General features: G+C 43.9%; 13 protein-coding genes and 2 pseudogenes. 11 read left to right on the top strand and 4 right to left on the bottom strand.

Annotated features, from left to right (window positions below; all coding sequences use genetic code 11):
• Positions 1 to 113 precede the first annotated feature (113 nt).
• From CLV44_RS17005 to CLV44_RS17270, 7 genes are all read left to right on the top strand, one after another.
• Positions 114 to 1,148: a tyrosine-type recombinase/integrase gene (locus CLV44_RS17005; RefSeq protein ID WP_342748503.1), complete on the top strand. Its 1,035-nt coding sequence runs from the start codon at positions 114 to 116 to the stop codon at positions 1,146 to 1,148.
• A gap of 75 nt (positions 1,149 to 1,223) precedes the next feature.
• Positions 1,224 to 2,582, top strand: coding sequence for a Fic family protein (locus CLV44_RS17000; protein ID WP_106593320.1), 1,359 nt, complete (start codon positions 1,224 to 1,226; stop codon positions 2,580 to 2,582).
• A gap of 215 nt (positions 2,583 to 2,797) precedes the next feature.
• On the top strand, positions 2,798 to 4,603 hold the full coding sequence (locus CLV44_RS16995; RefSeq protein ID WP_106593319.1) for a site-specific integrase: 1,806 nt from the start codon (positions 2,798 to 2,800) through the stop codon (positions 4,601 to 4,603).
• Between the two features lie 2 nt (positions 4,604 to 4,605).
• A complete protein-coding gene (locus CLV44_RS16990; RefSeq protein ID WP_106593318.1) occupies positions 4,606 to 4,905 on the top strand; it encodes a hypothetical protein in 300 nt (99 codons plus the stop codon).
• A gap of 153 nt (positions 4,906 to 5,058) precedes the next feature.
• Positions 5,059 to 6,459 (top strand): hypothetical protein, encoded by a 1,401-nt coding sequence (locus tag CLV44_RS16985; protein ID WP_106593317.1) that lies wholly within the window; start codon positions 5,059 to 5,061, stop codon positions 6,457 to 6,459.
• 283 nt (positions 6,460 to 6,742) lie between these two features.
• The gene (locus CLV44_RS16980; protein ID WP_106593316.1) at positions 6,743 to 8,401 is read left to right on the top strand and encodes a replication endonuclease; all 1,659 of its coding nucleotides are present in this window, start codon (positions 6,743 to 6,745) and stop codon (positions 8,399 to 8,401) included.
• Positions 8,402 to 8,451: 50 nt separating this feature from the next.
• Complete coding sequence (locus tag CLV44_RS17270) at positions 8,452 to 9,684, top strand: hypothetical protein (protein WP_146140034.1); 1,233 nt, start codon at positions 8,452 to 8,454, stop codon at positions 9,682 to 9,684.
• On the opposite strand, the gene CLV44_RS16970 is transcribed toward CLV44_RS17270, so the two are convergent.
• The gene (locus tag CLV44_RS16970) at positions 9,681 to 10,826 is read right to left on the bottom strand and encodes a DNA cytosine methyltransferase (RefSeq protein ID WP_170069384.1); all 1,146 of its coding nucleotides are present in this window, start codon (positions 10,824 to 10,826) and stop codon (positions 9,681 to 9,683) included. The two genes, CLV44_RS17270 and CLV44_RS16970, sit on opposite strands and share 4 nt — an antisense overlap.
• 1,084 nt (positions 10,827 to 11,910) lie before the next feature.
• On the opposite strand from CLV44_RS16970, the gene CLV44_RS16960 reads away from it, so the two are divergent.
• Entirely contained in the window at positions 11,911 to 12,183 is a 273-nt protein-coding gene (locus tag CLV44_RS16960) for a potassium channel family protein (protein ID WP_106593312.1), read from the top strand.
• Here CLV44_RS16960 and CLV44_RS17760 read toward each other — a convergent pair.
• Complete coding sequence (locus CLV44_RS17760; protein WP_425436468.1) at positions 12,144 to 12,656, bottom strand: tyrosine-type recombinase/integrase; 513 nt, start codon at positions 12,654 to 12,656, stop codon at positions 12,144 to 12,146. The genes CLV44_RS16960 and CLV44_RS17760 overlap by 40 nt on opposite strands.
• Before the next feature lie 91 nt (positions 12,657 to 12,747).
• On the opposite strand from CLV44_RS17760, the pseudogene CLV44_RS16950 reads away from it, so the two are divergent.
• Positions 12,748 to 12,915 (top strand): annotated as a pseudogene (locus CLV44_RS16950) (transposase); the annotation flags it as partial.
• 48 nt (positions 12,916 to 12,963) lie between these two features.
• Here the strand turns inward: CLV44_RS16950 and CLV44_RS16945 are convergent.
• A pseudogene (locus CLV44_RS16945) lies at positions 12,964 to 13,203 on the bottom strand (ATP-binding protein); the annotation flags it as partial.
• Here CLV44_RS16945 and CLV44_RS17755 point away from each other — a divergent pair.
• Complete coding sequence (locus CLV44_RS17755; RefSeq protein WP_211298180.1) at positions 13,178 to 13,690, top strand: site-specific integrase; 513 nt, start codon at positions 13,178 to 13,180, stop codon at positions 13,688 to 13,690. The pseudogene CLV44_RS16945 and the gene CLV44_RS17755 sit on opposite strands and share 26 nt — an antisense overlap.
• Before the next feature lie 206 nt (positions 13,691 to 13,896).
• Positions 13,897 to 15,744, top strand: coding sequence for a retron Ec67 family RNA-directed DNA polymerase/endonuclease (locus CLV44_RS16935; RefSeq protein ID WP_106593308.1), 1,848 nt, complete (start codon positions 13,897 to 13,899; stop codon positions 15,742 to 15,744).
• A gap of 271 nt (positions 15,745 to 16,015) precedes the next feature.
• Here CLV44_RS16935 and CLV44_RS16930 read toward each other — a convergent pair.
• The coding region (locus tag CLV44_RS16930) for an IS3 family transposase (protein ID WP_146140033.1) at positions 16,016 to 16,161 on the bottom strand (146 nt) is incomplete at its 5' end.

Below are 16,161 nucleotides of genomic sequence, written 5' to 3'. Positions count from 1 at the left end.
CATTTTGAACTCGGTTGAAAACGAACGACGCTGTTTTGCCATTGAACACCTCTTCTTCGGCGGTGACTTTACCACCTTAAGTTGGTGTCCGGGATCATTAGGCCACTACAAGCATCGTTCTGGACTTTACCTATATGGGCCAGCGGTGCAGGGAAACTCTAAGGGTTAAACCCACAAAAACAGCAATCAAGGAGGCTTCCCGCAAACGGGAGGCTATCCTTTTTGAAATTGCCATGGGCACCTTTGACTATGGCCAGCACTTCCCTACCAGCAAGAACGCAATTCGGTTCGGCAAAAACAAGGGCGCGCTCGTCACCATAGAAGAACAGCTCAAGAAATGGGTGCGTAAGGCAGAAAAACGCTGCCAGCATAGCACCATCAGGGACTACAACAGCTCGATCTATTACCACCTGATCCCAAATTTCGGCCACCTGACTCTGGACCAATTCAGCACTGCTCATGTCTATGAGTGGCTGGACACTATCAACATATCCAACAAACGGATCAACAACGTGTTGGGGCCGCTCCGGCAAGCTCTGAAGGATGCATACTACGATGGACTGATCGACCAGAACCCTATGGATCGCTTTCGCTACCTGTCCCCAGAAACAAGAGAGCCGCAACCATTTACCCCTGACGAAATCGACAAGATACTTGTTCAACTTGATGGTCAATGCCGCAACCTAATCCAGTTCGCCTTCTGGTCTGGCCTTCGAACCTCAGAGCTTATAGCCCTGCGCTGGCAAGATGTTGACCTAAATAGTGAGCGAGTCCACATCAGGACCGCGATCGTCAGACAGCGGGAAAAGTCGACCAAAACAGTTTCCGGCCTCCGCACCATAGAGCTTCAGCCTAAAGCCTCTGAGGCACTTGTATCTCAACTCACGCTCAACCCTGTCTCAGAGCGTGTGTTCCATGATCCAACTACCGGAAAACCGTGGCTTGGTGACCACATCATTCGTAAACGCATTTGGATTCCAGCATTGGAAACAGCCGGAGTCACATATAGGAACCCTTACCAAACAAGACATACCTTCGCATCCATGCTGCTGTCATCCGGAATGAACCCTATGTTCGTCGCCCAACAAATGGGCCATAAGGATTGGGGGATGATACGCAAGGTTTATGGACGCTGGATCCCCAAATGACTTTTCCTATTGACAGAAAAGGATAAATGATTTATATAAACTACTAATATCTAACTTTTCAGTAAATGACATACAATGAAGATACCTGAACCACCACCGCCCTTTGGTCAGATCCTTAACCAGCTCATGGCCTCGGAAGATACCGAACACATGGTTCGTGTTCTTGGTTCCAATGTAGGCCCTGTCGATTCTAAAGGGAGGTATCTACATTGGGAAAAGTTGAAATACATAGTACCTCCTGAGGGGTTCTCACCCGAAGAGTACTGGCTCGCTACGAAGAAAGCACGTGAGTCAATTTCCAAAGAGCTTCCTTTTCAGGATAAAAATCGAAACACTTTCAGTTTTTGTGTGCCGGATATTCTGCATAAAGAGCTACATTGGCTAGACCAGAATGCTGCTGGCAGCATTACGATGGATCGTCCCATAACAAACCCCCATACAAGAGATACTTATCTAGTAAGCTCTTTGTTTGAGGAGTCTATTAGCTCCAGTCAGCTAGAAGGTGCTTCTACAACAAGAGAAGTAGCAAAAGAAATGCTGCGGCAAGGTAGAACACCTAAAGACCATAGCGAAAAAATGATTTATAACAATTATAACGCTATGAACTTTATTAGAGAATTCAAAGATGAAGATTTAACACCGTCATTCATTTTAGAACTTCATGCCCTTTTGACAAAAGACACATTAGACGACCCAAAAAAGTGCGGAAAGCTAAGAAGTATCGATGATGATATTCATGTTGTAGATAGTAGTGAGTCTACAATTTTACATACTCCTCCTAATGCCAACACATTAGAAGAACGCTTAAAAAGACTATGTGCTTTCGCGAATAACGCTACTCAAGAGTTTATCCACCCCGTCATAAAAGCAATTACTCTGCATTTTATGATCGGATATGACCATCCATTTGTCGATGGAAATGGGAGGACAGCGCGAGCTCTGTTTTACTGGGCCATGGCCAAACAAGGATACTGGCTAATGGAGTTTATTTCCATATCCACCATCATTAAGAAAAACCCTGTTCAATATGCAAAAGCATACTTGCATACTGAAACAGACTCTAATGACCTAACATATTTTCTTATTCATCAAATAGAGATAATAAATAAAGCCGTTGTGGCACTACATCAGTATTTGGAAAGGAAAGCGGTTGAGCTTAATGAAGCAGAAGACCTTTTGGAGAAGTCGCAGGCAAGAGGACAATTAAATCACCGACAGCTTTCACTTCTAAAACATGCGTTAGATAATCCAGGAGCTATCTATCGTATACAAGATCATAAGACATCTCATAGAATAAGCTATCAGACGGCACGAACTGATCTTCTAAAAATGTCCGATGAGCTAAACCTTCTTAGGAAGCGGAAGTATGGAAATGCCTTCGTATTCATTGCACCTCAAAACCTAAGAGAGCGCTTGAGCGACCATGGTATCTAGATGTAGAGGTCTGGGGGGCACAATCCTGTGCCCCAAAACCTATAACCAATTGAAATTACTAACATGATTCTAGGTTCGAAACCCGCCACCTCCACCACCCTTTTCTGTAAACCAGATATCACGCGGCCTGTAGTGGATTCCAATATCCCTACAGCGGACGTCTGACAGAACTGTGCCCACTGATTGTGCCCACTGAGATCGATCAGGGGGCTTCGATGGCAACACTCATTCCTAACACTTACCGTCGCTCTGGCATGTACTATGCCCGCTTTCGGCTACCTAAAATTTTGCATTCCCATGCCGAACGTATCGGTTTCCCCAAAGATATTCGTGTTTCCCTAAATACGTATAATGCAGCCGATGCTCGCCACAAAATAATAACCTTGTCAAAATATTTTTATAATAGTATTGACAAAATCACCTCCAGAATTAATATATTGAATGACAGTGAAGTCAAATCAATATTAATTCAGACTAAAGCAGTCATAAACAAAAGGGAATTTTTTATGCATCTAGCGACTATCAATCAAAACAATCCTGCCTTACTGGCGCCTTATATTCGATATACTTCAGAGCGAGTTGATGAGCACACCATTCGTCTAAGGGCGCATAAGCATATACCTACTACAAGTATGGATAACGCCAATACTCATACTATTGATCCATACAAAGGCAAATACATTGAACCGGCTAATAAAGCTATTTTCGAACAAACTCCATCCGGCTACCGCATCTACTCTGATGCCAGCGACCCCTCTCAAGCCGCTGGTGAGATCGCAGCATTACAGGCCGCGCTGGGTGGCGGTGGCGGTAACGGTGGCGGGACAAAGGGCCTGACGTTGTCTCAAGCTTTGCAAGAGTACATTAACCTGATGGTCAAGGGCCGCTGGAAAAAACCCGCCACGGCCGACCAGGGCGTTACACGCCTGAGCAAAGTCGTCGAATTTATCGGTGCCGATAAAGATATCGGATATATTAAATTTGAGGATATCGAACGCCTCGAAAGTGACATTATTAGTCGCATTGATATCAATAGCTCGCGCCGTGGACGCAAAAAGGCGGATACAACGCTTGCCGTGAGTACAGCCAAAGCATATATCAGCCTAGCTAAACAATTTTTCCGCTGGTGCTATAAAAAACGCTATATCAAGGAAAACGTAGCTGAATTCTTGGGTGATCTGGTCAACAGCACGACCCCTCGTAAAAAGAAATTGAACCCGTATGCTTCATTTACCAATGATGACATTGAAAAGATCTTCGGTCGGTATTTATTCGTCAATGAAGACCTGAAATCGACCCGTAAAGTGCTGGATAGTTATTTCTGGGCACCATTGCTGGGCCTTTTCAGTGGCATGCGGCTGAACGAGATTTGTCAGCTTAAGGTGGAGGATATCCAGCAAGAGGACGGTATCTGGTTCATCAACTCCGATGACTTGAGTGAAAGCCAGAGCAGCAAAAATGAATCGTCCAAGCGTCGAGTCCCGCTCCACAATGAACTGATACGCATCGGCTTTCTGACATTCTGGAATGAACGTAAACGGTCAGATGGTACAGCGGCAATGCTGTTCCGCGATCTGAAATGGGACAAGAAGAATCAATGGATCAAGCAAACCAGCCGCTGGTTCGTGGGTGACAGTGGTACCCCAGGTCACCTTGACCTCGTTGGTTTACGCATTCGAGAGAAGAAGGTGTTTCACAGCTTCCGTCATACACTCATCCATCGCATGCGCAAGTTGGGTGTCCCGGCAACGGATATTGCAGCGGTGGTTGGACACGAGCCGGGGCTGACAACGGAGCACTATGGTGGTGACTATGAGCTAAGCACCTTGAAGCAGATCGTGGATCGTCTGAACTACCACGTCGACCTCAGCCATATCCACTACGAGCACTTCATCGATTTCCAAATCGCTGATGGCAAGCCCAACGCACGTCGACATGTTATTGCGGGCAAAAAGGCCCACATCCACCGGGCCAGCGCAAAACGTGCCGCCTCTTCTACCCGTGTTAACAGGAGTCACTGATCATGAGCCGATTTACGATTGAAGACGTTGAAGCCGTCAAGCGGCTTTTGACGCATGCGAAACGTAAAACCTTTATCCGCGATTTCCTGCTGAATGCCTATAACCCTTGGTTCAGCTGTGATATACGCACGCTGATGTGCTACTCGGATGGCTTCGGAGGCGACATGACGTTCCAGCAGGACGTTTACCGGGTTCTCGCGTTGATGGTCAATGGGGTTGAGACCAATGAGCTCGTTGGCGATGAAATCATGGAGGCTCTGGCACGGGAACGCCGTGCCGAGGACAAAGAGCGTGCGGGCTAGGCGCGCTCTTCGGGGGTCCAGGGGGGCTTTCCCCCTGGCCGCGTCGTCTTACCGAATGCAACGCATGGAGGTAAGACATAGTCGGTCACTTTGGCTTTACCAAATTATTGAAAACAACCCATACAAGGATTTTGAAATGAAAAGGAACTTCACATGGCAGGATATCAATTCATTCACATCGAGGCATATGCCCGTACAGGACACTCAAAAAAACGCAGCCTGATATCAATCGCACAGGAAGCGGATCGCGATTCCGGTAGTCATCCGCACGTTACCACCCCACTCCGACCCGAATATCTGCTCGGTCATTCATTCACTGATGCGGCTGAGCAAATCGTTGCCGCCGCTGATCAAAGCAAAGTCACTCACAGTGGCAAGGGCCGTAAAGTCCGAAAAGATGCTAACGTGGGTATAGGCCTAATCGCCAGCCATCCACTCTCATTGAACGATTTGCATGCACTACCTGAAGCTGAACGTGTAATCGCAATTGCATCAGTCCAAGACTGGGCTGAACACGTCATTACCTTCGCGCAGTCAGAATACCCCAACTTAGTCCAGGTTGCGGCCCTGCATTGGGACGAGTCTTATCCACATATCCACATTTTAATCGGTAGCACTGAGCCGACAAACGATTTCCAGATTATCCACAATGGCGAACGGGCGCGAAAACGCGCACAAGGGAATAACCGAACGGCACAAGGGAAGAAAGCTGGGAATGATGCCTACACCAAAGAGATGCGCCGGTTTCAGGATCGATACCATCATGAAGTCGCTATACACCATGGACAGGCTAGGCTGGGGCCGGGGCGGCGTCGATTGACACGTGCTCAGTGGCAAAAGGAACAGACCCAGGCCGATGCACTGGCGCATTCAAAGCGCTTGGCTGATGCAATTCAATCCAGAATAGAGACTGATCTGGCTGATGCCGCCATACAAGCGCAGGTCATTGTTGATGCATCGCAGGATGAGGCCAACCATCAGCGTAAGATGATTGAACAAGAGCGACTGCGCGCGGAACGAGAACGCCAGCAAGCTGAGGTACACAAGCAGCTGGCCAAAGAAGAGACTCGTCAGGCAACGGAACTAAAGGTGCAAGCAGAACAGGTTAAATCAGCACTGGATGAGCGTGCTCGTGCAATGTCCAAGTACGATGGTATGTTTGGCCGGATACTTGGATGGCTTGGTATCCGTCAGCGGATCGAACGAAAAGCTGAGGCCAAATTTCAGAAGCAGATTACAGGGCTGAAAAAGCAGGTTGATAGTCTCAGTGCGCGTATTGATCGGGATGAAGCGGTGAAAAAGCGGCATGTTCATGCTGTTGGAGCTTTAAAGGCACTTCAGAGGGCGCTTTCTGTATCAGTTGATGATTACCCTGCCTTGGAAAATGCAGGGACACTAAAAAGGCACTTTGAGCAGATCCAGGCACTCATCACACTTAACATGCCTGCGGACAAGCTTCAAAGTGAATTGGACGCACAGCTGGACATTCTGAAACGGGCAGCTGACCACGCCCAGCCATCAAACTCCATGGCTTCATCGACGTTAGAATATTGAATTGACGGGCTAATCAAATCAGTACACGGGCGTGATGACACCTCGATGTACTGATTACGACCCTACAACTTTCAATATTAAAAAGATGGCAATTCATACATGAAAATATTGGCTACAGGCCCTATTTTTTCTAGAAATTTTTATAACAGGAACTACTAATCGAATAATAATATAAAATTATTTATATTGTCCTAAGATTAGTTTATATCTATACTTATATTCAATGATTAAATTTTAATCGTTCACAATTTCAAAAGGATTTAGAATATGTACAGGATGTACTATGCAAATACCTCAATACAGAAACTATGCTGCAAGCAATTTTTACGTAAATTATGCATATCAGAACCAATCTGTATGCCCTCCCAATGAACAATTTATAAACAACATCGCAAATGCAGATAACAAACAGCTGGTGCGTATTGCTGCCCGCATAGCAAACACGGGCAAAGGGCGTGAAAATATTATACCCGCTATAATAAATAGCCCATTCTCTTCGTGGTTAAAGAATCCCAACGCATTAGAAAATAGGCAGCATAATTTCAAGGCAATACTTCAAACAATAAAAACCCTAAGAGGTTACTATTTAGAACAGTATGCTTTTTATAATAAGCAGGTGGGTGATGTTAAAGCTAAAAGCGTACTATGCCAGTATGTTAGCAGCGCTATAGAAAGCAACCGCCGCCAAACCACAAAAAATAACGAAACTTACATGCAACAAAATATTATATACATACAAGGGCCGGGTGGTGTTTTTAGTTTTTGCCTTGCGGACGTAGCACCAACTGCGGCGGACAAAAAAGCCGAAATTTGGACTGATATGCTGCTAATACAGCGTATGGCCGATGAAAGAAAAATGGAGCAGGTACTGCTAACCGAAACAGCACTCCCCGAGTTCCATTCAAACCCCGCAAAAGGCCGTTGTAGCTATAAGGGTGCTAGCAGCAGACAAGCATTAAAATGGATTCAGGATAAGGTACATAGAGTTATTTACAAGCGCGCAAAAGCAGCAGGCATTAATCTAATGGGATTTGCTGTACCTGAGCCGCACAAGGATGGGTGCCCACACTTACATGTAGCTTTGTTTTTATTACCTAATCACTTACCACATTTAATTAAAATTGTTAATGACGTAAAGGCTGAAATAAGCGCGGAGTATTGTATTAATTATAGTCTGGATCTTAAATTAAAGGCTGACCTAAAGGAAGGCCAGGAAGCAGCCAAAGCAGCATCCTATGCCATGAAATACGTCATGAAATCATTTGATGATCCAACTGTTGGCGCCTGGTATAGTCGGGACTGCGGAGGAGAGATTAGACGTTGTAACCGCATTGGCTTGCAAGGTTTCAAAAGCAAATTTAACTTCCTCTATAAAATGCGAAATCAGCTACTGAAGCATTCAATAAATCTAATACGCGAACTAGGCGAAATGTTATGCCGCAACATAAAGTTAAGCGAGAAAAAATATATATTCTTTAATGACTTCAATTCATTTTTTAAAAGCGTATACCTAAAAGACGAAAAAGGAAACAATCGGTTTAGTCATGTAACACATACACATGAGAATGAAGAGGTTATTCTATTTAATATAAATAGAATTCTAGATCTCAATAACAAAGCTGACAAAGACCTTATCGATAATTATAATAGTGAAATTGATAAAAAAGCGCACCAAGGTGCGGATGCATGCAGTGCTTATAGCACTGCTGCTTTTGTAGATTTGCAACGCTTTGCAAATCCAGGTTCTGTTGTTATCAAAGATCTGACAGTTAATGTATGTTATTCAAGAGATAAAAGTAGGTTGGAATATTTCTCAGAATATTCAAAATACAAAAAGAATTATTCAAATTTACATTGTCTAACTAATCGTAGAATTAGAGTAGCCAACATCTTAATAGCCAATATTAAATACAATGTATCAAATTATTTGAATTTGACATAACGATTTTTTTTTGATATTAAATTGTGCTCATTTTTTCATGGAACAGATAAATGATGACTGGACTCTATTGGACAGGCTTAGATTCGGCAGGAACTGAGCACCTTTGGGACGAAGAAGAACTACGTATAGGAGCTGAAATATTCAATCGATTTCCTTTAGCTAACCATCGCGATCCGAACTCTCCCATTTATCCTGCTCTTGAATCATCTCTTCCACATCACACATGGAGAGAAGATAACGGAGGTGAGTTTAGACCTATATTTCGTCGAGCAAACCCTTGGGCAAAACTTGGCTTGGTTAACGGTGAAGCTGGGTCTCTAGATTTAACTCCTCTTGGGCGAGCCTTCTTAGCTTACCAAGTAAATATATCTGAAGTACTTGAAATAGCTTGCTCTAATTATGTCGAGCAAGATAGATATATGCAACGTGAACTTCTTTGTCCTTATGCAATTATGGCTGATGCATTTTTGCAGAGACTTAACTCTCCCTTATCAGTTGCAGATTTTTATTTTTGTATAAATCCATACCATAATCTTGGCACAGATCTCAGCTATGCTATGACTCATGGTGTATCCAGTAGCAATGTTCCCCCAACAGCCAAGCGCCGGATTCGCTCGATGCTTCACCACCTAGTTATTGCTGGTGCTATCAGAGAAATCACTACTAATACGGAATGGGTTGCACGTGACACATCTATTCTTGAGAGAATAGTAGGATTACCAAATAGTCAGGCTACGACACAAGCACCTACTCAGGTGACATCAAGCACGTCAACAACTCCCCGGGCTAATCGTGTCTATCAATTGGCTGACGAGCCAAGGCGCTTCAGAATTGCAGCAGCAACCTCAACGGATCCCGAGCAGAAAGCAAGACTTTTAGAACGTGCTAACGAACTCCATGCAAACACCGTCGAAGCTCTAGCAAAAATAATATTAAACATGAGTGAAACTCCGTATGAGTCAACTAAAAGTTATGATTTATACACAGAGACACAAGGTATTGGAAGGTTGTTTGAGATTAAAAGTTGGACACAAGCAAACCTTTCTTCTCAGTTAAAGAAAGCAATATCTCAGTTAGAAGAGTATTACTTTAGACAAAAGTCAGATTTCTTAGCAAAAACTGAACGTTATATAGTACTTGATCGCAACCCACAGGGTTATTTAGAAGACTGGATAGAAGAATATATCTTTGACTACCACAGAATGGTGTTGTGTTGGATTGAAGAGGGAACTGTTCAAACATTCCCCTCTCGTCAGACGCATCTTGATTGGATTAGTTACTAACTGCTAACTACCTCAGACTCACTGAATAGCTCCCTTTCGTACAAGTGAGTCTGATCTAAAACATCAACAATCGTATGCATTGGTATTTCCTCTAATCCCCAGTAATGCTTCCTCATCAAGTTCCCCATCACTGCACCTAGGATGGGAGGTACTGCATTTCCAATCTGTCGTATGGGATGTCTTGATGTTCCTGAAAATGCCCACCAATCAGGAAAAGTCTGCATACGGGCACTTTCCCTAGGAGTAACCTCTCTTGGCTCCGTTGGGTGGACATGTCCCTTACCCCCTCCTGCATCTGAACCCACAATTATGGTGTGGCTAGGGCGGTTTAAGTCCAGACGATTTATCCTTGTTTTAGGATCTCTTTCACCCGGTGAAAGAAGAGCATAACGCTCTTTAATTCTATCACTATGCTTCCGGCCTGTATGATTTTCCAAACCACCCTCACCCATTACCGGCAGCCCACAAAGTGCATCTCTCACAGTTCTGTACGGCAAGAGAAAACTGTCCAATGCCATTTGAGGGTTACTAGTGTGTGTTGCAGTTGGCGCTGGTATTTTTTTATATTTTCGATTACCAAAGACAAAAACACGATCTCGAGATTGCGGCACCCCAAAATCCATTGCATTTACTCGATGAACAGAGATTTCGTAGTGTATGCCTGGAGATGGCTCACTTAGTTTATGACATAGCTCTTCAAATACTTTTCCCTTTTCTATTGTCAGAATTCCATATACATTTTCAAATAGAAAGGACTCTGGTTGAATTTCTGCAACCATTCGAAGATAATGATAGGCTAGCTGCCCTCTATGGTCATCCAACCCTTTTCTCTTTCCAAATACACTGAATGCTTGGCAGGGCGGTCCACCCGCTAACAAAGCGAGTTCACCTGGTTTTTTTCCTACTAGCTCAAGAACATCCCTTCCCGAAAGTTCGGTAATATCTGAGCGAAGTACCTTAGCATATCTTAGAAAAGGCTTTTGCCTGCTCTTTGAGCGAGCCTTGTTATTCTCGAGACTCTTACAGCTATGCTCGTCTATGTCTGTCACTAATAGGGATTCAAAACCTACGGCTTCGAGGCCTAAGTCTAGCCCCCCCCCACCAGAAAAAAAGGATACATACTCTAGACCCTTGATTCCCATCACAAATCCCCATTTAGACATAAACGACCACAGAATAACTGTATAATTATACAGCAAAATGACTCCAATCATAGCATAATTACTATCTCCGTATCACGCTATCCGCTGAAACATGGCCTCAAAGCAAAGACACTCTGATTCATCATTAGGTACTTCAATGTGAACAAACGCGTGGTTAGGCGCCTCAATCTGATAGGATCACTCACTAACCATGTCCAAGATCCTGTCTATGCACTGCGCGCTCAGCATCGCGCTGAACTCATAGCGGCCTTGTTGCCTGAATGGATGATACGTTGATGAGCAGGCGGCCAAACAGATATGCCATTTCATGTGATCCTCGGGGTATAGACGCCAAAGGCACCCTTCGTAAAGATTCCGGCCCTTCCTGTGAGTCAAGCTCCTATATATGGTCGTCTCTTTGCTGTGGACTCAACTCAATAATGCTTGCCCTAGTCTTCAGACAACCGTCAGCCCTCAAGCACTGCACAATCCTTCCAGCCGCTGGGGGCCGCCCAGCGGCTTCCACGATTTAGCATTGCTAGCGGCCTCGCCTGTTGCCAGAAGACCTTTTGGCGGGGGGCAAGCATACGCAGGAACATGTGCCCCTTGCCTGTGCCCATTTTCTGTGTAATCCTGATAAGGAATTTACACAAATTGGTGCAATTTCAGTGGGTTAGGTGCGTAGAGGGAAACACCCGCCACCTCCACCAAATTCCAGAAGACAAGACCCTGTTTTTACAGGGTTTTTTCTTTTCTAGCCCTGCAAAATCCAGCCACGTGTCGAACAAGTGTCGAACTCACTAACGATTCACTGAAATTAGCTCTTCATTTAAAGGAAAAAATGAGGTGTTTAGGATGATGAAAAAGGATTTTTTCAAGCTAAGTACACACATTGACGTATTTGTCTTTATTGGTGTAACACTCACCATGATGTTTCTACTCAGACTGATTCCACATTGGTATTTGGGCTATCGCAGGAATTTTCATTCTACTGATTGGATCTGCCATCTTCAGCAGTATTCGTTTTTTCCAGAATCATGACAAGTTTGAAGCTCTCTATTTCTACGTTGTCTCACTTGCCTTCATGATTGGGATCTTTGCCGTCATCTACAAGTCCTTCAATATCTGTTGTGATTCCAGTGGGGATGTCCTTGATACTGGCTGGTACGATGCCTTCTATTTCAGCGTAGTAACCTGGACAACTCTTGGGTACGGTGATTTTAAACCCACTGATAGCTTAAAAATTTTCACAATGGCAGAAGCGCTGATGGGCCAAGTCTTTATGGCTATGCTGGCTGGCAAGGTCATGTACTGGCTTCAAAAATTGGATAGGGGTGAAAAGCGAATAGAATCCTGAAAGTGATCCGGTGACAGGTGCGCATAACGCATAGTAACAGTCACAGCTGAATGCCCAAGTATCTTTTGCAAGGTCAGGATGTTCCCGCCATTCATCATGAAGTGACTAGCGAAGCTATGCCGCAGCACATGAGCCGCTTGGCCTTTAGGTAACTCTATTGTCGTTTTCTCCAGAGCCCTTCGGAATGCACCTATAGAGCTGGTGAAGTGTCCGTATCGTTTCCAATGTTCCTGGAGCCATTCCTCAAGCTCTGGAGAAATGGGTACTGTCCGAACTTTTCCGTTCTTGGTGTTACTGAACGTCACTGCCCTGTTCCGAACCGATGTCGGTTTAAGGTTCTGAGCTTCAGACCACCTTGCACCCGTTGCTAGGCAAACCAGCACAATCAGTTCCCGGTGAGGGTTGGCCCCTGCCGATCGGGAGCGGATAACATCCAACAACTCCCGGATCTGGTCCTGAGTCAGCCAGGACAATTCCTTCTGTTGTAGCTTGAGCGTGTAGTGGCCTAATGATCCCGGACACCAACTCAAGGTGGTAAAGTCACCGCCGAAGAATAGGTGTTCAATGGCAAAACAGCGTCGTTCGTTTTCAACCGAGTTCAAAATGGAAGCAGTCAGCCTGGTGGTCGATCAGGGTTACAGCATGGCCGAGGCCAGTCGTGCCGTTGATGTGGGCGAGTCCGCATTGAAGCGGTGGGTTAATCAGCTACGTGCCGAACGTGGCGGTGTGTCAACAACACTCTAGTTTGACCGCTTTTCGCCAACATAGATTGTCCGATTTTCATCCGTTTTCGGTGTCAGAGTCTGGTGTTTCTGTGTCGTTAGCGTCCTCCTGTTGCTGAGCCATACCGGGGATCAGTCCGGCTTTGCGTTTGTCTTTCAGCCGGTAGCTCTCGCCCTTGATGTTCAAGGTCGTGGAGTGATGCAGCAACCGGTCCAGGATTGCCGTAGCGATCACCTGATCACCGAACACTTCACCCCAGTCCATAAAGCTTTTGTTCGAGGTAAGGAGCGTACAGGCCCAGCTCGACGGCCAGTGCCGTAACCTGATTCAGTTTGCCTTTTGGTCTGGCCTCCGAACCTCGGAGCTTATCGCGCTACGCTGGCAAGACATAGACCTCGACAATAAGCGAGTCTATATCAGGACTACGATCGTCAGACAACGTGAGAAAACAACCAAGACAGCATCGGGTCAACGCACCATCGAGCTACAACCAGATGCCCTTGAAGCCCTCCAATCTCAACTCAAGCTCAACCCTGAATCCGAGCGTGTATTCCATGACCCTGCTACCAATGCACCATGGCTCGGTGACCACATCATCCGGAAACGCATTTGGATTCCTGCTCTTGAGACTGCAGGAGTGCAATACAGAAACCCATACCAGACAAGACACACCTTCGCGTCAATGCTTCTGTCCAAAGGAAAGAACCCTCTTTGGGTCGCCCAACAAATGGGACACAAAGATTGGGGCATGTTACGAAAAGTTTATGGTAGGTGGATCTCTTAACAGGTTTCTACAGGCTGGCTTGTGTGATTGATGTTTTATCGATAGTATTATCCAGCCTATTGGTAGATTTTGGGCTGCGATTCGCAGTCTTTGACAAAAACGTCCGAAACACTCGCCTTCGCAGTTAGATGCTTACACTATGTGAATGCATGCAATACGCGTAAGAGTACCAATAGGCTCTTTTTACAAAAAATTAGAAGTTTATCATGGACGAAAAGAAAGCAAGATCTAGAAAACTAGACCGTTACTTTAGGCTATCCAATTGTACCACTCGTTCCGAGCTGGCATCCCTTCTTAACATCTCTTCTGTATTTCTGACAAACGTCATTTACATTCAAAAGCCTGATAATCTATATAGAAGTTTCAACATCCCAAAAAAATCTGGTGGGCATCGGGTAATATTTGCACCAGCCCCACAGCTTAAAGAAATTCAGTCTAGTCTTGCACACCTTTTACTTGATTGCATCGATGCTATAAACATAAAAAAAGGCGAAAATCTAAAACTAGGAAAACCTTTCATTAGCACCTTATCTCATGGTTTTTCTAGAAAAAAGTCAATAATAACCAATGCAGAAAAACACCGTAACCGTCGGGTTATTCTAAATACTGATATTGAGGACTTTTTCGGAAGTTTCAACTTCGGTAGAGTTAGGGGTTTCTTTTTAAAGAACAGAAACTTTCAACTTTTTCCAGATATTGCAACCACCATAGCTCAAATCGCTTGTTATAACAACGCATTACCTCAAGGAAGTCCATCTTCTCCTGTCATATCAAACTTAATATGCCATACAATGGATATTCGTCTTGCAAAGCTTGCTAGTAAACATTCTCTTTATTACACAAGATATGCAGACGACTTGACATTTTCTACTAATAAAAAAGAAATTCCAGTTGAAATAGCCATTAATAAAGGTGGCCAATATGAAGTTGGTATCGCCTTAAAAAAAGAAATTCATCGTTCCGGGCTTTCTATAAATCATGGAAAAACTCGTGTGAATTTCAAAGACTCACGACAAGATGTAACTGGCTTAACCGTCAACAAGAAGATTAATACGAATCGACATTACTGGAGACTCGAACGCTCAAGGTGCCACTACCTTTTCATGACCGGCGATATTCCCGATGATGGTGGTAGCTATGATTTAGAGTCAAAAATTAGCCGCCTTCATGGTAGACTTAATTTTATAGATACCATTGATCGCCACAACAGGGTAAACCTCGCAAAAATTGAGCAACACATAATTTCAAACAAATCCATCAATGGGATTTTAAAAGAAGACATTGAGGAAGTACTACTAGGAAAAGATAACAACAAAAAAACAAAAAGAAATAAAAAACTCAACTCAAGAGAAATTAATTTCTCTAGATTTTTGTTTTATAGAAATTTTTACAATAATAGTAAACCGCTAATAATCTGTGAAGGGAAAACAGATAATATATATATTAGCTGTGCTCTTGAAAGCCTTTCTCCATCATATCCAGGCTTAATTGAACATGACAAAAAAGAAAAAAAATACAAGAAACTAATAAAACTATACGAACATACAAAAAGAGCACGCTACTTACTTGACATACATGGTGGTGCAGATCACCTTCTCGATTTCATTCGCCAATATGAAAAAAGATTTTCATATTACAAAGCACCCATTAGTAACTCACCTGTAATTCTTCTCTTAGATAATGACACTGGTCCTAAAGCCATAATACAATACTTGAAAAACACCCTATTAAAAGGGACAGGGATTGACCCTAAAAATGAAGAGTTTATACATATTTGTAAAAACCTTTATTTAGTTTTAACCCCACTATCAAATAAAAAAGATACAAGTATGGAAGATTTTTTCGAAAATACCGTACTAAAAACAAAAGTAAATGGAAAATCTTTCAATCCTAGTAATGACGCTGCTACTGATACAACATATGGAAAACATATCTTTTCAACCGAAGTGGTAAAAAAACATAAAAATAGTATATCATTCGATATGTTCCGCCCTATATTTGATAGGATAGTAGCAGTAATAGAGCACTATGAATCTATTAAAAATAGCCTTTAGTCACAATATTGTACTGAATGGACGTAACACATTGATATGAAAGTTATTTCATTAGGTTCGAAACCCGCCACCTCCACCAAATTCCAGAAGACAAGACCCTGTTTTTACAGGGTTTTTTCTTTCCTATTATTCCCCTATATCACACACCATTCCCCGCCAAAATACTCCCGTCCTGCAACAGTACGAAAGCACACTTACAGCCTGATTCTTCTCCCTCTCCACATTCGCTCATCTTCACTGTGGTCCTACCCACAAAAAGTAGACACTTGAGTTATGCGCATTTGCGCTCAAACTCCGCTGGACTCACATAGCCCAAAGCCGGGTGCCTACGTACGCGGTTATAAAACACTTCGATGTATTCGAAGATCGCTGATTTTGCTTCGTCTATGCTTCGGTACTGTTCAGCATAGATCAGCT

Origin of the sequence: Marinobacterium halophilum (assembly GCF_003014615.1) — a bacterium.
Classification (GTDB): domain Bacteria; phylum Pseudomonadota; class Gammaproteobacteria; order Pseudomonadales; family Balneatricaceae; genus Marinobacterium; species Marinobacterium halophilum.
Note: the sequence above shows the minus strand (reverse complement) of the source record. Positions and strands in the feature narration are given on the sequence as shown.